The sequence below is a fragment of the Pseudoalteromonas sp. MMG012 genome (assembly GCF_018100875.1).
Taxonomy (GTDB): Bacteria; Pseudomonadota; Gammaproteobacteria; order Enterobacterales; family Alteromonadaceae; genus Pseudoalteromonas; species Pseudoalteromonas aurantia.
On the sequence record NZ_JAGJEF010000001.1, the window covers coordinates 157,191 to 175,119 of the forward strand.

A 17,929-nucleotide genomic window follows, 5' to 3' on the forward strand; every position below is an offset into this window, starting at 1 on the left:
GAGCTCAGTGTGCATGCCTGCACTACAAGCAACTTTGGTATATCACAACACGGCTAAAAATAAAACAACTATGTGTCATCTAGGTTAAAATAAAGTGACAGTTTGATGAAGGTCAAAATGGTAGAATAAAAAAACGCTGCATAGGCAGCGTTTTTTTGAGGTAGATAAACTGGGTGGTTTATAGCGCTTTAAAGCGTGTCTCAAGTGTTTCTTGGGCATCTGCGAATGAACGAATGCCTTCAGCCAGTTTTTCAGTCGCCATGGCATCTTGGTTATGCAACCAGCGGAATTGGGCTTCAGTTAGCGGCGCAGGTTTAGCTTCCACAGGGTAATTGTTTTCTAGCAAGTATTCTTGTGCATCGGTTAGGTTGCCAAGTTCTTCAAGTAGTCCAGGGCTGATGGTGAGCTTGTCGCATCCGGTAAGTGCAATGATTTCGCCAGTATTACGGAAACTAGCCCCCATAACCACGGTTTTATAATCATGGCGTTTATAGAATTCATAAATACTACAAACAGATTGTACACCAGGATCGTTAAGTGGATCGGTAGGCTTCTCAAGACCATTCGCCACATGCCAATCTAAGATTCGACCCACGAAAGGTGAGATTAAAAATACATTTGCATCGGCACAGGCACGGGCTTGGGCTTGGCTAAATAATAACGTTAAATTACACTTAATACCTTCTTTTTCAAGTTGTTCTGCGGCTTTAATACCTTCCCACGTTGATGCAATCTTGATCAGTATTTTATCTTTGCTCACACCCTCTTGTTCATACAGCCTTAACAAGGTGTTGGCTTTATTGATCATGGCTTGTGTATCAAAAGACAAGCGAGCATCCACTTCGGTAGATATATAGCCTGGCACAATCTCGGCTATTTCTTTACCAATCAATACTGCGAAGTAATCGCAAGCGAGCTCTAATTGTTGTCGAGCATCTGATTCGTTTTTTTTAGCAAAGTCCCATGCTTTTTGTAAATACGCTTGGTATGCAGGCATTTCACTTGCTTTGAGTAATAGCGATGGGTTGGTCGTTGCATCTTCAGGCTGATGCTTACGTATGGCTTCGATGTCGCCGGTGTCGGCAACAATGGATGAATACTGTTTAAGCCTATCTAGTGCTGATGTCATTAGCTGTCCTCATTCCTATTTGCAGCAAATATAAAAGTGTAATTCCGCTATGTTGCAATACTGTGATTAGCTTTAATAGGTCAATTGTCCGTATCTAAACAGATACAGACCAAGGTAAGCGCAACCAGAAGGAGCTAGCGGGTCATTACACGAATTTAGGGCTATCCCTTAGAGATTCAAGGGTTATTCAAAGCTTGAAGTCCTGCGGGGATAGTGTTGAAATTGACACTAAACAATTTTCAAGTCAATAGGCTAGCCATGATCACGGTAATATCTCCTGCAAAAAATTTAGATTTCGATACTCCTGCGCATATTTCACGCCATACACAAGGGCAATTACTCGATCATAGCGAAGAATTAATGGCAGTATGTCGAACCTTGTCGCCGCAGCAGATAGGCAGCTTAATGAAAATTAGCGACAAGCTATCAGGGTTAAATGCCGCGCGATTTAGTGAATGGTCGCAACCATTTACTGCAAATAATGCGAAACAGGCTGTACTGGCATTTAACGGTGATGTTTATACCGGATTAGATGCGACGAGTTTGAGTGATGACGCGCTTAATTATGCGCAAAACACTCTCCGTATATTGTCTGGCTTATATGGAGTATTGCGGCCACTGGATTTAATGCAGCCGTATCGTTTAGAAATGGGCACAAAATTAGAGAATAGCCGAGGGAAGAACCTGTATGAGTTTTGGGGCACGACCATTGCTGAAAATTTAAATGCAACATTGGCAGCGCAGCAAGCTTCTCAGTTGGTCAATTTAGCATCCAATGAATATTTTAAAGCCGTCAATAAAAAAGTGCTCAACGCGGAAATTATTACGCCTATTTTTAAAGATTGCAAAAACGGCCAATTTAAAGTGATTAGCTTTTATGCAAAGAAAGCACGAGGCATGATGGCACGCTACATAATCGAACAAAATATTACGAGCTTAGAAGCACTAAAAGCGTTTAATGTAGCAGGGTACTACTTTAGTGAAGAAGCGACAATGAAAGCCAATGAACCTGTATTTCTAAGAGCGGAGCAAGCATGATAAAACAAAGTGTCATAGTGATATTTATTGTATTAACGGCAATAGGGTGTAGTGCTCAATTTGGCACATCGGTCACAAATGGTACGATTAGCTGTGAGCAAGCACATGCAAATTGTGCGAATTACTGCCGTGATGATACATCGATACCGGGTGCGCAGCAGAATAGCTGCCTAGATAAGTGTTTCGAAGCATTAAATCGTTGCCGTGTATCACCAAATGATCCAAATAGCCAGTCAACACCCAGTATGGGGTGGTAAAATACTTGCTTAACAACGGTAAAGAATGCAATGAATAAGAATGTGTTGTTATTGGCTATGTGCCAAGGGTTAATTACGACGGGTAATATTTTGTTAGTCACTATTGCAGCTTTAGTGGGGCAAGCTCTGAGTCCGTCAGCAGCATTAACAACTTTGCCTGTTGCTACACAAATGTTCGGGTTATTAATCGCGACGATTCCAGCATCGTTGCTGATGGCGAAAATAGGCCGTCGCTGGGGATTTAGCTTTGGTAATTTCATTGGGCTTATTGGCACATTTTTGGGTTATGTCGCATTGAGCCAAAGTGCATTTTTACTATTTTGTGCGGCGACGTTGTTAATCGGGGTAGGTATTGGATTTGCAACCTTATATCGTTTTGCAGCAATTGAAGCGAGCGATAATCCCGCAACGGCAATATCTACAATAATGGCCAGTGGCGTTATTGCCGCAATACTGGGGCCCAATTTAGCCGTATGGGTGACAAATAACTTCCCGAGCCTAAATTATGCTAATGTCTTTATCTCATTGAGTGGCTTGTATTTATTAGCTCTGTGTTTATTACAAGTCGTGACATTTAATGAGGTGGCAAAAACAAGTAGTAACGCAAGTGCACGATCATTGAAAGAGATAGTGGCTCAACCACAATTTATTACTGCGGTCGTGATTGCCATGTTGAGTTATACCATCATGAATTTATTGATGACGGCTACGCCGTTGGCGATGCATCGCCACGGGTTTGATTTGGCGGAGTCTGCATTGGTTATCGAGTGGCACGTATTGGGGATGTTTGTACCTTCATTTTTCACTGGTAAGTTAATTGAGCGATTTGGTCAAGCCAAAATAATGGCGGTGGGTGCATTGATTATTTTGCTGTGTTGTATAGTTAATTTACAAGGTGTGAGCCATGAACATTTTCTGTTTGCCTTGTGTTTACTGGGAATAGGATGGAACTTTATGTTTATTTCTGCCACACAGATGGTCAGTGAGACATATCACCCTTGTGAGCGAGCAAAGGCACAAGCAAGTAATGAATTTTTGGTATTTAGTATGGTGGCAATATCATCTTTAGGTGCGGGATGGCTAGAAGCTGTCGTGGGATGGCAAACGCTAAATATGTGGACAATTCCTATCATGATATTAGCGCTTGGTATTATATATTGGTTTAGTACTGTGCAGCAAAAGGTACTTGAGGTAGCTTAAACACCTTTTGGTAATTGGCTATATGCAATAACAACGTTGTCTCTAAATGACAGATCTAAATGTAATGACTGTGCCCTATATTTTTGACAAAAAGTCACAGCTTGACCTTCTGATGTAAGTAGTTGTGTTGCAGCGTGTTTTGTCAATAGTGCTTGCCATTTGTTACGAATATTCATAGGTAGCTGAGGCAGGTTATTTAAAATATCTTCAGATGCTTTAAATTCGCTTTGCATTGCTAAATTGAGCATGTCGTCATTGGCAGCAGCAAGCCAACTTACGTTATTCTTTCCGACACATACGATAGGCAGAAAAGGAGCCAATGCAGGGCAAACGTCATTTCGATATAAATCTACTTGCCAGTATGGCCGGGCAATATTGGCAAATTGGGTAAAGCTGGTGATGGGGCCAAATCCAGCATGAGATGACAGAACCATTTCGACTCTTGGCTTATTTGCATCGACCGTATCATTGGCCACATCTATATACCATTGCTCAATTATCATGGCATTTTGAAAATACTCGTCACGCAGTGAACCCCACACTTTTTTTATGTTTGGATACGCTTGCCCCTGTGTTTTGAGGAGGTTTAAAACGGGATGTTTTTTGTAGCTATTCTGGTCTTTTAACAACAAATACACTTCATCACGAATTTCTTTACATCGACCAAGTGGGTATGGTTTGCCTGCAAATGTAGGGTATTTGGGCGCTAAGATTAAATCAGCCTGTAAACGTAACTGTGCAAGCGCACCACACAGTAAATTTAATTGGTGGCTAGAAATTTCCATATTTTATGTTGTCCTTAGGATTTTATATCATCATTTCAGCTGGTTAATATACCGCGTAAACAGTGATAAATAATAGTAAATCAAGATCTAGATCAACAAATCGCAATAAAGTTAATTTTACGTAATTAATGTGTTTGTTTTTTGTTTTCATTGTTATTAATCTGCGCATCGAAGAGTAAATTAAAATTTATTCAAGATAATTTATTTAGCAGAGGCAAGTTATGAAATGTTTAAGGCGAACAAAGGACATTACGCCCATCACATCACCGTCATTTGAAATAACCGTTAATCATCAAAAGGTTGCGGTAAGCGAAGGGGAAACTATTTTATCGGTTTTGCTTGCAACGGAGCATAAGGAGTTGATGGTGAATGACCATCAAGGTGTTTCAGGGGCGTATTGTGGCATGGGCGTATGCCATTGCTGTCATGTAAAAGTGAACAAACGATTTAAAAAGCGTGCTTGTCAAACGGTTGTTCAGCCACAAATGACAGTCGAGACACTGGTGAATCGATTTTTCGAAGAGGGTATAAAATGACACATAATCACCCTGTGGTCATTGTCGGCGGCGGCCCCGCTGGTACCGCGACAGCTGCCCATCTAGGAAAGTTTGGTATTACGAGTACAGTCGTGGATGAAGCATCAAAAATTGGCGGGGTGATTTATCGAGGGCCATTACGTAGCACACTAACATTGCCACATCTAGACGATAATTTAAAACGCGCCATGGCGGCCTTACAAAGGCGTTATGATAATAATGTGAAACATATTAGGTTATTGACGAATACACGAGTTTTGGGGCCTGAAGGTAAGAAAAACTTACTGGTAAGCAAAGATGAGAGATTAGAAAATTTAGCCTACGAAGAGCTTGTGGTAGCCACGGGCTGTCATGAAAGGAGTATTCCGTTTCAAGGGTGGCAGCTACCGGGGGTGATGTTGATGGGAGGAGTGCAGTTACAACTCAAAAGTGGGTTGGTAAAGCCAGGGAGTAAAATGGCATTGGTGGGAACGGGGCCTCTATTACCGTTAGTTGCGTGTCAATTACATAAGTCAGGGGTTGAAGTCGCTGGTGTCTATGAAGCAAGTCAATTTGGTAAATTAGCCAAAGAAGCCGTTGCTTTACTCAATAAACCCAAGCTCACTTTATCTGGTTTAAGCATGATGGGGTATTTGAAAAAGCACGATATTCCTTTTCACTATGGCTGGGGGATTGTTAAAGCACTAGGAGACCATTCAGTTAGTAGCGTGGTTGTTGCGCCTTACAATGCTCAGTGGCAAGCCGATTTGCAAAATACTAAAACCATAGAAGTCGACGCTGTTGGGGTTGGCTATGGGTTTGTGGCGCGTAGTCAATTGGCGATGTTATTGGGTGTTGAGCATGAATATAGTAATGTCAGTGGCAGTATTCCGATTCTAGATCGCTGGCAACATAGTAATGTAAAAAATGTATATATCGCTGGTGATAGCAGTGGGTTATTGGGTGCTGATGCCGCGATTTGTGAAGGACAAATCGCAGCCATACGAATTGCTGAACGCAGAGGGGTGCTCAATGCGAAACAGGCGGCACAGCATGCTGGAAAGGTGATGAGGAAGTTAGATCGAATTAAGCGATTTCGTTATGGTTTTGATCGATTCTCAGCGCGGCAAAAAGGTTTAATGGCACTTGCCCAACCGGAAACGATTGTGTGTCGATGTGAAAAAACAACACGTGCACAAGTCGATATTGCACTCGCTCAAGGTGTTAAAGATATTACAAGCTTGAAAATGCGTACTCGCATTGGCATGGGAGATTGCCAAGGTAAAACGTGTTCAAGTTATGCGGTAGATAGATTACATCAAGCAGGGTGTATAGATGATATTGGGACTATTAAACCACGTTTCCCGTTAGATCCAATCCCATTTACTTTTTTGGAAGAGCACGAATGAGAAAATTCGATATTGTTATTGCAGGAGGCGGTGTGATTGGTGCCGCGTGTGCCTATTTTTTAAGTCGAGATACGGATTTGAAGATTGCACTCATCGATATAAAAAAACCGGGGAACGCGTCGCGAGCTTCTGCTGGTGGATTATGGGCTATTGGTGAATCTGTTGGGTTAGGTTGTGGCGTTATTTTTTTCAAAACCTTATCTAAGTTGCAAAGTGAAGCAAAAGGCAAAGAGATCCCTGTTATGCGGCCTCACCAGTTGCCAGATTGTTTCTTTGAGTTCGCCTTGACTTCAAACGCCATGTATCCGGCACTTCATCAAGAAATGCTTGAGCGACATGGTGTCGATTTTAAGTTTGAACGCACGGGGCTAAAGTTCATCATGTATAACGAAGATGATCGTATTTATGCCGACCAAATTACCAGCGGTATTCCTCATCTTGCTGATCAAGTTCGGTGGTTAGATGCAGCACAGTTAAAAGCCGAAGAGCCTTATGTCACACCGGATGCGATTGGTGCAATAGATTTTATTTGTGATCATCAAGTAAATCCTTATCGGCTAGTGGATGCGTACATCGAAGGGGCAAGACAAAATGGTGTTGAACTGGTTTTAAACAATGAAGTGACATCGGTTTTACGCGAGGTAAATCGAGTCACTGGTGTGACGACCAATGAAGAAACGTATCTATGCGACACGCTCATTAATGCTGCTGGTGCATGGGCTGATACGTTGTTTAATCAGGCAACTGGGTTGCACATGCCAGTATACCCAGTGAAAGGGCAAATTGTTCTGTCTGAACGTTTACCGAAAGTACTCAATGGTTGTATCAGTACCAGTGACTGCTACATTGCGCAAAAAGATAATGGTGAAATTTTAATTGGCTCCTCCACGGAAGAAAAGGGCTTTGATACGACAAATAGTTTGGATAAAATTACCGAACTGTCCCAAGGGGCATTAAAATGTTTACCTATCTTAAAAGAAAGTAATATAAAGCGCTGTTGGGCTGGGTTACGCCCTGGTACGCCAGATGAGTTGCCGATATTAGGTCATGTCCCTGGCATTGCAGGATACATTAATGCATGTGGACATTTTCGAACAGGCATTGTGACTTCAGCTATCACAGGTCAGTTGATCACAGAGCTGGTAACAGGACAAGACACCACATTAGATTTAACGCCATTTAGTGTGACGCGTTTTTTTACTGCAGAATAAAAAAGGCCTCATAGAGGCCTTTCATATTTATTTCTTTTTCTTGATCTTGGCTTTTGCTTTCTTTTTCGCTTTCATTTTGAGCGGATCTTTCTTCTTCTTCGGTGGGCGCGCTTCTTTATTTTGTGCTTCTAAGCCTTTTATCACTCTTCGTTTAAGGCCTAAGTCAATATAACGCTCAATTTTGGCTAAAATGGCTACGTCATGGGCTTCGACAAATGAGATGGCTGTGCCTTTTTTACCAGCTCTAGCAGTACGACCAATGCGGTGAACGTACACATCTGCTGTGCGTGGCAAATCAAAGTTAATAACATGCGTAATGTCAGGAACATCAATACCACGGGCTGCAACATCGGTTGCAATCAAAATACGCGTGCGGCCACTTTGGAAATTGGCCATGGCGGTCATACGCTTATCTTGTGGCATTTCACCGCGTAGCCATGTGGTTTTTACGCCATGCGTATAGAGCTCTCCAACAAGTTGTTCTAAGCGTTCTCGGGTCTTTACAAATACGATGGCTTTTTGTACTTCAGTTTCACTTTGTAATAAATGCAGTAGTAATTCTAGTTTATGGGTATAGTTATCCGCTAAGTGCACCCATTGGTGTATTTTGGCTTTTTCTTTGCGAGATGATTCTGCCTCCAGTAAAGCCGGATCATTTAAAATACGTTCAGCAAATAATTCAACGCTATCGCCTTCTAATGTTGCAGAGAATAAAAAGCACTGACGACGGTTTTTGGCTTCTTCACAAATACGGAGCATTTCTTTTTTGAAACCAAGGTCAAGCATGCGGTCAGCTTCGTCTAGAATCAACAGTTCAACATTTTCTGCGTGGAAGTTTTCTGTTTCAAGGTATTCCATCAACCGACCAGGTGTTGAGATCAAAATGTCATTGTTCTTTTCAAAGATCTCTTTATGTGTACCATAGTTAATGCCTCCCGTTACCACACCAATTTTCAAGTGTGTGTTTGCAGCGAGTAACTGGCATTGTTCATGTATTTGATAAGCAAGTTCTCGTGTTGGTGTCATTATTAACACACGTGCAAAACCTGGGTCTTTACGAGGAAAGTCAAGCAAATGCTGAATTGCAGGGATTAAAAATGCAGCGGTTTTCCCTGTACCAGTTGGGGCGGAGGCTAATATATCACGCCCGATTAACGCTTCAGGAATTGCCAGCTGTTGTATACTGGTAGCGGATTGATAACCCATTTTGTCAATCGCGTTCAACACTTTGGTATCAAGATCAAATTCAGAAAATTGCATAGCACATCATAAATAAAGGACAATGGTCTCAATTATACGCGTGATGGTGATTTTCGAAAAGGTGAATAATGACTAGCTTTGCATTTAAACAGTTTAAGGTTCAACAGAACAAGAGCGCCATGAAGGTATCAACTGATGGTATTTTGTTGGGGGCATGGGCTAATTTAGTAGGTGCACAGCGTTTATTAGACATAGGAACAGGCACTGGGTTATTGGCGCTGATGTGTAAACAGCGTAATCAAGACTTAATCATTGATGCTGTTGAAATTGATGCGGAGGCAGTTAATGATGCGCGGCATAATATTTCACAGAGTCCATGGCCTGATATTATGGTTCATCAATGTGCAATTCAAGTATTTGAATCAAATCATACATTTGATTGCGTTATTAGCAACCCTCCATACTTTAATAACAGTCTAAAAAGCCCTGATAAGCAAAGAAATAAAGCGCGACATACTGATGGCTTGAGTTTCAGTGAATTACTCAGCGCTTATATTCAAGTGAGTCATGCAAAGAGTACTTTGACGGTCATTTTACCTTGTTCTGAAGCTGATATTTTTATCGAATGTGGCCGTGTGATGGGCTTATATTTACACAGAGTCTGCAATGTAAAAATGACACCAAATAAACCAGTGAGTCGTCGCCTTATGGAGTTTTCATTAATGTCGTGTGATACAACACTGATGAGTGCGCTATGTGTGCGTAATAGCAATAATACCTATACACCGGAGTATATTGCATTATGTCGGGATTTTTACTTGAAGATGTAATGACGACGCTATTCTATTTATCATCAATAACACTGAGTAAATATAGAAGAAATAATTTTAGATAACTTGTTTTTATCTAAAATTACAGCATCTTACAATGACTATATTTATAAGAGGAAGTGCTTCAAAATAGCATAGAATGCGAATTTTGATTGATAACGTGAAGGGGATATTTGATGGATCAGACCATACGCAAGATTTTGACATTTTTAGAAACTATTGAGGTACCCTTTCAGCTGAGTCGTTTAACAAGTGATACGTTTTTACCCGGTTTGAAGTTACAACAAGGTGTATTACTGATTGATGTTGAAAAATTGAGTTATGCCGGTGATATATTACATGAGGCTGGCCATATTGCCGTATGTGAGCCGACTGAGCGTCACTTGTTAAGTGGTGATGTATACAAAAGTCGCAGTAATAAAAACTGGATGAAGGGTGAGGAAATTGCGGCAATCGCATGGTCCGTGGCTGCTATTCAACATATCGGTCTGCCAACCAGTGTCGTATTACACTCAGGTGGTTACAAAGGGTCCAGTGAGAATCTGATTATGGTTTTTGAAAAGAATGAATTGTACGGCCAACCTTTGTTAGCCGCATGGGGGATGATTGATTCTATTGAAGACTTTCCGGCACTCAAGACTTGGATCCGAGAAGTATCATGGGCGGATCCCGCTACGGTTTAACTGCATTGAGAGACGTTAAATAAAATGGCCCGAATGTATGACAGAATGAAAAGCCGTTCAGTGATAGAGCTATAGTGAATCGCCGTATTGGGTCATTATCAGTTCTATCCAGCTGGCGATTCGTTCATCGCTTTTTTCATACTGACTGTCTTCATCGAGTGCCAATCCTACAAAGTGACTCGCATCTTCAGTGAGTGCTTTTGATGCTTCGAATTCATAGTCAGCTGTATTGGGCCAATAACCAATAAAATTAACACCTTGAGGCTGTATTTTATCATGTAGCATGCCTAAAGCGTCTTGAAACCATTGACCATAGCCTTGTTGATCACCCATACCGAATAACGCAATGGTTTTGCCTGTAAGTTTCACACTTTCAATGTCATCCCAGCTAGACTCCCAATCTTCTTGAAGTTCTCCGAAATCCCATGTAGAAATGCCTAAAATTAAAAAGTCATATTGCTCTGCATTTATTAATGGCTCATCTTTGATGTTATGTAATGAAATTGTATCTTCACCAATAATGTCACGAATCTTTTCAGCTGCCATTTCTGTATAGCAGGTTGTTGAACCATAAAATAACGCTATTTGCATTGTATTTATCACTTTCTAATTGACTGTTATGATAGGCGCGAAGTCTACCCTATGATGTTAAAAATTGATACAGGAAGCCTGTGAGCGAATTTCCCAACGACAATACCAATATATCGAGTAATGATGACTATATAGAGGCATTCTTAGATACCTTGTTTTTAGAACAGGGGCTGAGTGACAATACTTTAGCAGCATACCGATCTGACTTAGGCAAGTTTACCGAGTTTTTGATAAAGTCGCAGCGAGACATTTCTTTGATGGAGGTGCAAAGTAGCGATATTGAAGCATATTTAGCGTATCGAGTTGACCTAGGGCTGAAGTCACGCAGCACAGCACGGTCAATTAGTGCACTAAAACGATTTTTTTTATATTGGGTAAAAGAACAAAAAATAACAGCGACGCCATTGCTCAGTATTGCGCAACCAAAAATAATACAATCGCTACCTAAAACATTAACAGAGCTAGAAGTGGAAGCTTTGCTTGATGCTCCTGAGGTTGATGAACCTTTGGGTCTCAGGGATAAAGCGATGCTGGAGCTCTTATATGCTACGGGATTACGCGTAACTGAATTGGTAGGGCTACGTATTGAACAAGTGAATTTGCGACAAGCCGTTGTCTTGGTTCGAGGAAAAGGCGGTAAAGAACGATTGGTACCAATGGGCGAAGAAGCATTGCATTGGATCGAACAGTTTTTGAAGTTGGGTCGACCGCAAATGATAAAACATGCGACTGACTTCGTTTTTCCATCAAAGCGAGGAGTTGGTATGACTCGACAAACCTTTTGGCATCGTATTAAACACTATGCTATTTTGGCTAATGTAACGTCGCCATTATCACCACACACGTTGCGTCATGCTTTTGCAACACATTTGCTTAATCATGGTGCGGACTTACGTGTCGTCCAAATGATGCTAGGTCACAGTGATTTATCGACGACACAAATTTATACCCATGTTGCCAGTGAACGGTTAAAATCGTTACATCAGCAACATCATCCCAGAGCATAGTGGAATTTTTTAGAGGTTTTCCGGTCTTAGTGGGTAACCGCATAATAATTAATGAGCAGAATATGAAAAAACTAATTTTAGCTGCCGCATTGGCGTGTAGCTTTTCAACTTTAGCGAATACGATACCAGAAACACCAACCCCATTGTTGGCTGACCCTATTATTGAGCAGTTTTCTGGTTTAGGTGTGACAGTTAAAAGTATATCAGATAGCCCAATCCCAAGTATTAAAACAGTGATCACCGATAAAGGTGTTTTATATGCGAGCGCGGATGGTAAGTACCTTATTCAGGGCACGGTGATTGACCTTGAAAACCGTGAGAACTTGACGGAAGGGGCGTTGAGTGGATTACGCAAAGAAGGTGTTGCCGATTATCAAGATTCTATGATTGTGTATAAAGCTGAAAATGAAAAACACCAAATAACGGTATTTACAGACATTACATGTGGCTATTGTCGTAAGTTACACCGTGAGCTAGATGATTATTTGGCCGCAGGTATTACGGTTAAATATATGGCGTTCCCACGGGGAGGCTTACGTGGGTCAGGTTATGAAGACTTACGCAATGTTTGGTGTGCAAAAGATGCAGCACAAGCACTGACAGATGCTAAAGCAGGACAAACAGTTGCTAAAGTTGAAAACTGTAGTGCGCCAGTTTCGGAGCATTATGAACTAGGCCAGAGCTTCGGTATCACAGGTACGCCTGCGATTATTTTAGAAGATGGCTCATTGATCCCAGGCTATCAGCCTGCAGCAGCACTGTCTAAAGCGTTAGAAGAGAACAGCAAAAAATCTTAAGTTTGGTATACTCATTCTATAATTAGAAAAGGCCGTAAGGCCTTTTTTGTTGCCTAAAAAATTTGAGATGTTAAATGAACACAGAGATCCGTACTCGCCCATTTGTAGAAGATAGTCATTTACCCGCCCACTTACATCCTGTTATCAAACAAATTTATGCAACGAGAGGCGTTTTAGACGCAAGCGAATTAGATAACAGTGCAAAAACGTTACTTGATTTTAAGTTATTTAAAGATATGGATAAGGCCAGTAATATCCTTGTAGAGATGTTGGCTAAAAATGCGACCGTGTTGGTTGTGGGGGATTTTGATGCGGATGGCGCAACAAGCACCGCAGTATTGATGGAAGGGCTTCCCCAGTTTGGTTTTACGCATGTCGATTACTTGGTACCAGATAGATTTAGTTTAGGGTACGGATTAAGCCCTGCTTTAGCAGAGCAAATCGTGGCGCTTAAACCTAATTTAGTGATCACGGTTGATAATGGTATTTCGTGTATTGCAGGTATTGATCTTGTTAAACAAGCAGGGATCACCGTGATCGTAACGGATCATCACTTACAGGGAGCGCACTTGCCTAATGCAGATGCCATTGTGAACCCAAATCAACATGACTGTGGATTTCCATCTAAATCAATCGCCGGTGTGGGAGTTGCCTTCTATTTATTAATTGCACTGCGTAATAAGTTGAGAGAGCAAGGTTATTTTACAACAAACCGCGAACCTAATTTGGCCGCGTTATTGGACATTGTTGCGTTAGGTACCGTTGCGGATGTGGTCGCACTTGATGCAAATAATCGCACGTTGGTATATCAGGGGCTTGCACGGATCCGAAGTGGTAAAACCAGGCCTGGCATTCAAGCATTGATTGAAGTTGCCAATCGTAATGCCGCGCGTTTAAGTGCAAGCGATTTTGGTTTTTCACTTGCGCCGAGACTGAACGCTGCAGGTCGATTAGATGATATGAGTTTGGGTATAGCGTGTTTGTTATCAAAAGGTATGAATCAAGCCCGTCGTATCGCGGGTGAACTTGATGGTTTAAACCATGAGCGTCGTGAAATAGAGCAAGGCATGCAACAAGAAGCACACTCGGTGCTCGAACGCTTAGTGTTAAGTAGTCAGGGGGTTCCTGATGCAGTTTGTTTGTATCAAGATGATTGGCATCAAGGTGTAATAGGTATTTTGGCAGGTCGATTAAAAGAGCAGTATCATCGTCCCGCAGTGATTTTTGCTCAAGGTGATAATGGCGAAATAAAAGGCTCGTGTCGTTCAATCGATGGGTTACATATGCGAGATTTATTGGAGCAGCTTAATACCCAACATCCAGGTTTAATTTTAAAGTTTGGTGGTCATGCAATGGCTGCAGGTTTGACGATATATGAAGACAGTTTTGCGCAGTTTAAACTTGTCTTTGAAGCCACAGTTAGTAAATTGTTGTCTGAAGAGCATAAACAGAGCGTATTGTTGACCGATGGGGCCTTGCCTGCTGAGTGTTTTACCATGGATTTCGCACAGCTTTTACAACAAGCAGGCCCTTGGGGGCAGCATTTCCCAGAGCCTGTTTTTTGTGGGGAATTTGAATTAATTCAACAACGTATTGTTGGAGAAAAACACCTTAAATTGGTGTTGAAGCATTCATCAGGAAAATTAGTCGATGCAATTGCATTTAATGTTGATGTAAGGGCTTGGCCTAATAATCAAGCGCAATTGGCACAAGTTGCGTATCAATTAGATATCAATGAGTTTCGCGGTAAATTTACATTACAGTTAATCGTGCGAGAAATCAGCGCAATAACGGCATAAAGACATTTATAGCAGGAACAAATTTTGTTAGTATGGCGCGTTTAACAATTAGGCTGTTGCAGATTACCGCTGGGTGAGTGCAATAACCAATCATTGTAGTGAAATTTTTGGAGTAATGTGCATGTTTGAAGTGAATCCTGTGATTAACCAAATCAAGGACATTCGCGAACGTACTGAGCTGCTTCGGGGGTACCTTTGACTATGCTCTTAAACAAGAGCGTTTAGAAGAAGTTAACGCTGAACTTGAAGACTCGGCAGTATGGAATGAACCAGAAAGAGCACAGGCGCTAGGCCGTGAAAAATCGGCTTTAGAAATTGTGGTTGAAACCATTGACACTTTGGTGGCCGGTGCTGATGATGTGGAAGGGTTAGTTGAGTTGGCCGTTGAAGCGGAAGATCAAGAAACTTTTGATGAAGCAGAGCAGGAGCTCGCAGGTTTGGTTGCAAGCCTTGAAAAGCTAGAGTTTCGTAGAATGTTCTCAGGCCCACACGATGACAATGATGCATATCTCGATTTGCAATCCGGTTCAGGCGGTACTGAAGCACAAGACTGGTGTAATATGCTACTGCGTATGTATTTACGCTGGGGTGAAGCAAAAGGTTTTAAAGTGGAGCTCGTAGAAGCCACCGATGGTGATGTTGCCGGTATTAAAGGCGCCACGGTACGTTTCAGTGGTGAATATGCCTATGGCTGGTTACGCACAGAAACAGGCGTACATCGTTTGGTTCGTAAAAGTCCATTTGACTCAAGTGGTCGTCGCCATACTTCATTTGCGTCAGCGTTTGTTTATCCGGAAGTTGATGACAATATTGAAATAGATATTAACCCTGCTGAATTGCGCATTGATGTATACAGAGCGTCAGGAGCGGGTGGTCAGCACGTAAATACCACTGAATCAGCAGTACGTATTACGCACTTACCAACAAATACCGTTGTACAGTGTCAAAATGAGCGTTCGCAGCATAAAAACAAAGCGCAAGCGATGAAGCAATTAAAAGCCAAGTTGTTTGAGCTTGAAATGCAAGCTCAGAACGCAGAAAAGCAGTCACAAGAAGACGCCAAGTCAGACATAGGTTGGGGCAGTCAAATACGTTCTTATGTATTGGATGACTCTCGAATTAAGGATTTACGTACTGGTGTCGAAAATCGAAATACGCAAGCCGTACTTGATGGTGACCTAGATAGATTTATCGAAGCTAGCCTGAAATCAGGCCTTTAATCAACAAGCTAAACTAAGAGCTATAAAATGACAGATCAAATCCAAGACGAAAATAAACTCATTGCTGAGCGTCGTACTAAGTTGGATGCGATTCGCGAGAATTGCAGTGCCAATGGCCACCCTAACAGCTTCCGCCGTGAAGATTATACGGCTGATCTACAAGCTAAGTTTGGTGATAAATCGAAAGAAGAGCTTGTTGAATTAAACCAGCAGGCGTCAATTGCTGGGCGTGTCTTAGCAAAGCGTGGCCCTTTCTTAGTGCTGCAAGACATGAAAGGCCGTATTCAAGCGTATGCGTCTAAAGATGTTCAAAAAGATCTAAAAGCAAAATATGGTCAGCTTGATATTGGCGATATTATTGGTGTAACGGGGCCTGTACACAAGTCAGGCAAAGGCGATTTATACGTTGATATGGTTCAATATGAATTGTTGACTAAATCATTGCGCCCGCTACCCGAGAAGTTTCATGGTTTAACAGACCAAGAAGCCAAATACCGTCAGCGCTATGTTGATTTGATCACCAATACTGATACGCGTGAAACATTCCGCATTCGTTCAAAAGTGATTGAAGGTATTCGTCGTTTCCTTGCTGAACGTGAGTTTATGGAAGTTGAAACGCCTATGTTACAGGTTATTCCTGGTGGTGCGACAGCTCGCCCGTTTGCGACACACCATAATGCACTCGACATTGATATGTACTTGCGTATTGCGCCTGAACTTTACTTAAAGCGTTTAGTTGTGGGTGGCTTTGACCGTGTATTTGAAATAAACCGTAACTTCCGTAACGAAGGTTTATCAACACGCCATAACCCTGAATTCACCATGATTGAATTTTATCAAGCGTATGCTGATTACAATGACTTGATGAATTTAACTGAAGATATGCTACGTACTGTGGCACAAGATGTGTTGGGCACGACGACGATTGTGAATACCACTAAGAATGCGGAAGGTGAAGTTACTGATAGCGTTGAGTATGACTTTGGTCAGCCGTTTGTGCGTTTAACAATGGCAGATGCGATCATTGAGCACAGTGAAGAAGCGGCTAAGCAAGCTGAAATTTTCCAAGACCCTGAAAATCATTTTGACGCACTAAAAGTGTTTGCTAAACAAGTACACGTTAAAATCCCTGAAAACTGTGTATGGGGACCTGGTAAGTTCTTATGTGAAATTTTTGAAGAAGTGGCAGAGCATAAACTTATTCAACCGACTTTCATTACTGCATACCCGTGGGAAGTGTCTCCACTGGCGCGTCGTAATGACGACAACGCATTCATTACTGACCGTTTTGAATTCTTCGTTGGTGGACGTGAATTGGCAAACGGATTTTCTGAGCTAAATGATGCTGAAGATCAAGCTGCACGCTTTGCACGTCAGGTTGAAGAGAAAGATGCGGGTGATGATGAAGCAATGCATTATGACGAAGATTACATTCGTGCATTAGAGTATGGATTACCGCCTACGGCAGGTGAAGGTATTGGTATTGACCGTTTAGTGATGCTATTTACTGATTCATCAACGATTAAAGATGTGATCTTGTTTCCTCATATGAGACCGCAAACGGACTAAGTACACCTGAGAGTGATACGATTGAGAAAAGCGCCTTCATGGCGCTTTTCTGTTATTTGCGTGCGATATATCTCAGTATGCGACTTTAGTCTAATGCTAATTAGATGAATTACTCAAATAAAACAACTAGCTAGTCTATGCAGATGAAATACGTACTGCATATGCCATTAAATCTAGAACTGGCAAGTCTTTGATTGTTTCCTATACTGCTGGAGCGCGGTTAATGGATAATCATAAAAATGAAAGAACCACAAAAATATCAACCTTCAAAAGATGATAATGATGAGTTGAGAATGGAATATTGTCGGATGTGTATTTGCGAATTCCAGCGTTTAGGATATCAAGATGCTTATTTAGCTGAATTGAAAGACTCTAAAAAAGCACTCATTGATAGGCATACCCTCAGTCGTTTTCAAGACCATGATTAATTCTAGGACCTATTCAAGTGAGGATTTCAACCAAGCTGGTTAATCTATCACCATACGGCCTGATTTTACAAGAAAAGTGTTTGACATATTTTTTCTAGCCTATATTATACGCCCCACGACACGGAGAGGTGGCCGAGTGGCTGAAGGCGCTCCCCTGCTAAGGGAGTATAGGGTTTGTAGCCCTATCGAGGGTTCGAATCCCTCCTTCTCCGCCATTTATTTATAAATGGTACGTCTTATCGATAAAGTTCGATATAAATA

At 41.7% G+C, this 17,929-nt stretch carries 18 protein-coding genes and 1 tRNA gene; 15 read left to right on the forward strand and 4 right to left on the reverse strand.

Annotated elements, in window-relative coordinates:
• Positions 1-178: 178 nt before the first annotated feature.
• Positions 179-1,129 carry a transaldolase gene (gene tal / locus J8L97_RS00750; protein WP_211047524.1) on the reverse strand — a complete coding sequence of 317 codons (951 nt, stop codon included), beginning with the start codon at positions 1,127-1,129 and terminating at the stop codon, positions 179-181.
• Between the two features lie 258 nt (positions 1,130-1,387).
• Here tal and yaaA point away from each other — a divergent pair, with 258 nt between their 5' ends.
• The 3 genes from yaaA to J8L97_RS00765 are packed head-to-tail and all read left to right on the forward strand — an operon-like array spanning position 1,388 to position 3,624.
• Positions 1,388-2,167: a peroxide stress protein YaaA gene (yaaA, locus tag J8L97_RS00755; RefSeq protein ID WP_192508746.1), complete on the forward strand. Its 780-nt coding sequence runs from the start codon at positions 1,388-1,390 to the stop codon at positions 2,165-2,167.
• Positions 2,164-2,424 (forward strand): hypothetical protein, encoded by a 261-nt coding sequence (locus J8L97_RS00760; RefSeq protein ID WP_211047525.1) that lies wholly within the window; start codon positions 2,164-2,166, stop codon positions 2,422-2,424. The genes yaaA and J8L97_RS00760 overlap by 4 nt, the downstream gene beginning before the upstream one ends.
• Positions 2,425-2,454: 30 nt before the next feature.
• Positions 2,455-3,624 carry an MFS transporter gene (locus tag J8L97_RS00765; protein ID WP_192508744.1) on the forward strand — a complete coding sequence of 390 codons (1,170 nt, stop codon included), beginning with the start codon at positions 2,455-2,457 and terminating at the stop codon, positions 3,622-3,624.
• On the opposite strand, the gene J8L97_RS00770 is transcribed toward J8L97_RS00765, so the two are convergent.
• Positions 3,621-4,409 carry a hypothetical protein gene (locus J8L97_RS00770; RefSeq protein ID WP_211047526.1) on the reverse strand — a complete coding sequence of 263 codons (789 nt, stop codon included), beginning with the start codon at positions 4,407-4,409 and terminating at the stop codon, positions 3,621-3,623. The genes J8L97_RS00765 and J8L97_RS00770 overlap by 4 nt on opposite strands.
• 221 nt (positions 4,410-4,630) lie before the next feature.
• Between J8L97_RS00770 and J8L97_RS00775 the strand changes: the two genes are divergently transcribed.
• The 3 genes from J8L97_RS00775 to J8L97_RS00785 are packed head-to-tail and all read left to right on the forward strand — an operon-like array spanning position 4,631 to position 7,544.
• Entirely contained in the window at positions 4,631-4,945 is a 315-nt protein-coding gene (locus J8L97_RS00775) for a 2Fe-2S iron-sulfur cluster-binding protein (protein ID WP_192508742.1), read from the forward strand.
• Positions 4,942-6,333, forward strand: coding sequence for an NAD(P)/FAD-dependent oxidoreductase (locus J8L97_RS00780; protein ID WP_211047527.1), 1,392 nt, complete (start codon positions 4,942-4,944; stop codon positions 6,331-6,333). The genes J8L97_RS00775 and J8L97_RS00780 overlap by 4 nt, the downstream gene beginning before the upstream one ends.
• Positions 6,330-7,544 carry an FAD-binding oxidoreductase gene (locus J8L97_RS00785; protein WP_211047528.1) on the forward strand — a complete coding sequence of 405 codons (1,215 nt, stop codon included), beginning with the start codon at positions 6,330-6,332 and terminating at the stop codon, positions 7,542-7,544. Before J8L97_RS00780 ends, J8L97_RS00785 begins: the two co-directional genes overlap by 4 nt.
• 27 nt (positions 7,545-7,571) lie before the next feature.
• Here the strand turns inward: J8L97_RS00785 and srmB are convergent, their stop codons facing one another.
• On the reverse strand, positions 7,572-8,804 hold the full coding sequence (srmB, locus tag J8L97_RS00790; protein ID WP_192508739.1) for an ATP-dependent RNA helicase SrmB: 1,233 nt from the start codon (positions 8,802-8,804) through the stop codon (positions 7,572-7,574).
• A gap of 68 nt (positions 8,805-8,872) precedes the next feature.
• On the opposite strand from srmB, the gene J8L97_RS00795 reads away from it, so the two are divergent.
• Together J8L97_RS00795 and J8L97_RS00800 are read left to right on the forward strand one after the other, a co-directional pair.
• Positions 8,873-9,574, forward strand: coding sequence for a tRNA1(Val) (adenine(37)-N6)-methyltransferase (locus tag J8L97_RS00795; protein ID WP_211047529.1), 702 nt, complete (start codon positions 8,873-8,875; stop codon positions 9,572-9,574).
• 176 nt (positions 9,575-9,750) lie between these two features.
• Positions 9,751-10,257: a hypothetical protein gene (locus tag J8L97_RS00800; RefSeq protein ID WP_210995643.1), complete on the forward strand. Its 507-nt coding sequence runs from the start codon at positions 9,751-9,753 to the stop codon at positions 10,255-10,257.
• 69 nt (positions 10,258-10,326) lie between these two features.
• Here the strand turns inward: J8L97_RS00800 and fldB are convergent, their stop codons facing one another.
• Positions 10,327-10,848 (reverse strand): flavodoxin FldB, encoded by a 522-nt coding sequence (gene fldB, locus J8L97_RS00805; protein WP_211047530.1) that lies wholly within the window; start codon positions 10,846-10,848, stop codon positions 10,327-10,329.
• Positions 10,849-10,928: 80 nt separating this feature from the next.
• Here fldB and xerD point away from each other — a divergent pair, with 80 nt between their 5' ends.
• The 7 genes from xerD (at position 10,929) to J8L97_RS00840 (ending at position 17,883) form a co-directional block, all read left to right on the forward strand.
• Positions 10,929-11,855 carry a site-specific tyrosine recombinase XerD gene (gene xerD / locus J8L97_RS00810; RefSeq protein WP_211047531.1) on the forward strand — a complete coding sequence of 309 codons (927 nt, stop codon included), beginning with the start codon at positions 10,929-10,931 and terminating at the stop codon, positions 11,853-11,855.
• 62 nt (positions 11,856-11,917) lie between these two features.
• On the forward strand, positions 11,918-12,652 hold the full coding sequence (dsbC, locus tag J8L97_RS00815) for a bifunctional protein-disulfide isomerase/oxidoreductase DsbC (RefSeq protein WP_192508734.1): 735 nt from the start codon (positions 11,918-11,920) through the stop codon (positions 12,650-12,652).
• 74 nt (positions 12,653-12,726) lie between these two features.
• Positions 12,727-14,451, forward strand: coding sequence for a single-stranded-DNA-specific exonuclease RecJ (recJ, locus tag J8L97_RS00820; RefSeq protein WP_211047532.1), 1,725 nt, complete (start codon positions 12,727-12,729; stop codon positions 14,449-14,451).
• 121 nt (positions 14,452-14,572) lie between these two features.
• Positions 14,573-15,671, forward strand: a protein-coding gene (prfB, locus tag J8L97_RS00825; protein ID WP_192508732.1) for a peptide chain release factor 2 whose coding sequence is annotated in 2 segments (ribosomal slippage) — positions 14,573-14,647 and positions 14,649-15,671 — 1,098 coding nt in all. Because the reading frame shifts where the segments join, the coding sequence is not laid out codon by codon here.
• 27 nt (positions 15,672-15,698) lie between these two features.
• Positions 15,699-17,240, forward strand: a complete 1,542-nt coding sequence (gene lysS, locus J8L97_RS00830; RefSeq protein ID WP_210995639.1) for a lysine--tRNA ligase — start codon at positions 15,699-15,701, stop codon at positions 17,238-17,240.
• A gap of 239 nt (positions 17,241-17,479) precedes the next feature.
• Positions 17,480-17,668: a hypothetical protein gene (locus tag J8L97_RS00835; RefSeq protein WP_192508730.1), complete on the forward strand. Its 189-nt coding sequence runs from the start codon at positions 17,480-17,482 to the stop codon at positions 17,666-17,668.
• Between the two features lie 122 nt (positions 17,669-17,790).
• A tRNA-Ser gene (locus tag J8L97_RS00840) sits at positions 17,791-17,883 on the forward strand.
• Positions 17,884-17,929 lie beyond the last annotated feature (46 nt).

What these genes read in the sequence shown, in the direction of transcription:
- J8L97_RS00775 (WP_192508742.1), top strand. Translation starts at nt 4,631, where the DNA reads ATGAAATGTTTAAGGCGAACAAAGGACATTACGCCCATCACATCACCG.
- J8L97_RS00765 (WP_192508744.1), top strand. Translation starts at nt 2,455, where the DNA reads ATGAATAAGAATGTGTTGTTATTGGCTATGTGCCAAGGGTTAATTACG.
- lysS (WP_210995639.1), top strand. Translation starts at nt 15,699, where the DNA reads ATGACAGATCAAATCCAAGACGAAAATAAACTCATTGCTGAGCGTCGT.
- srmB (WP_192508739.1), bottom strand. Translation starts at nt 8,804, where the DNA reads ATGCAATTTTCTGAATTTGATCTTGATACCAAAGTGTTGAACGCGATT.
- J8L97_RS00760 (WP_211047525.1), top strand. Translation starts at nt 2,164, where the DNA reads ATGATAAAACAAAGTGTCATAGTGATATTTATTGTATTAACGGCAATA.
- J8L97_RS00800 (WP_210995643.1), top strand. Translation starts at nt 9,751, where the DNA reads ATGGATCAGACCATACGCAAGATTTTGACATTTTTAGAAACTATTGAG.
- yaaA (WP_192508746.1), top strand. Translation starts at nt 1,388, where the DNA reads ATGATCACGGTAATATCTCCTGCAAAAAATTTAGATTTCGATACTCCT.
- J8L97_RS00795 (WP_211047529.1), top strand. Translation starts at nt 8,873, where the DNA reads ATGACTAGCTTTGCATTTAAACAGTTTAAGGTTCAACAGAACAAGAGC.
- J8L97_RS00770 (WP_211047526.1), bottom strand. Translation starts at nt 4,409, where the DNA reads ATGGAAATTTCTAGCCACCAATTAAATTTACTGTGTGGTGCGCTTGCA.
- fldB (WP_211047530.1), bottom strand. Translation starts at nt 10,848, where the DNA reads ATGCAAATAGCGTTATTTTATGGTTCAACAACCTGCTATACAGAAATG.
- recJ (WP_211047532.1), top strand. Translation starts at nt 12,727, where the DNA reads ATGAACACAGAGATCCGTACTCGCCCATTTGTAGAAGATAGTCATTTA.
- tal (WP_211047524.1), bottom strand. Translation starts at nt 1,129, where the DNA reads ATGACATCAGCACTAGATAGGCTTAAACAGTATTCATCCATTGTTGCC.
- J8L97_RS00785 (WP_211047528.1), top strand. Translation starts at nt 6,330, where the DNA reads ATGAGAAAATTCGATATTGTTATTGCAGGAGGCGGTGTGATTGGTGCC.
- J8L97_RS00835 (WP_192508730.1), top strand. Translation starts at nt 17,480, where the DNA reads ATGAAAGAACCACAAAAATATCAACCTTCAAAAGATGATAATGATGAG.
- J8L97_RS00780 (WP_211047527.1), top strand. Translation starts at nt 4,942, where the DNA reads ATGACACATAATCACCCTGTGGTCATTGTCGGCGGCGGCCCCGCTGGT.
- dsbC (WP_192508734.1), top strand. Translation starts at nt 11,918, where the DNA reads ATGAAAAAACTAATTTTAGCTGCCGCATTGGCGTGTAGCTTTTCAACT.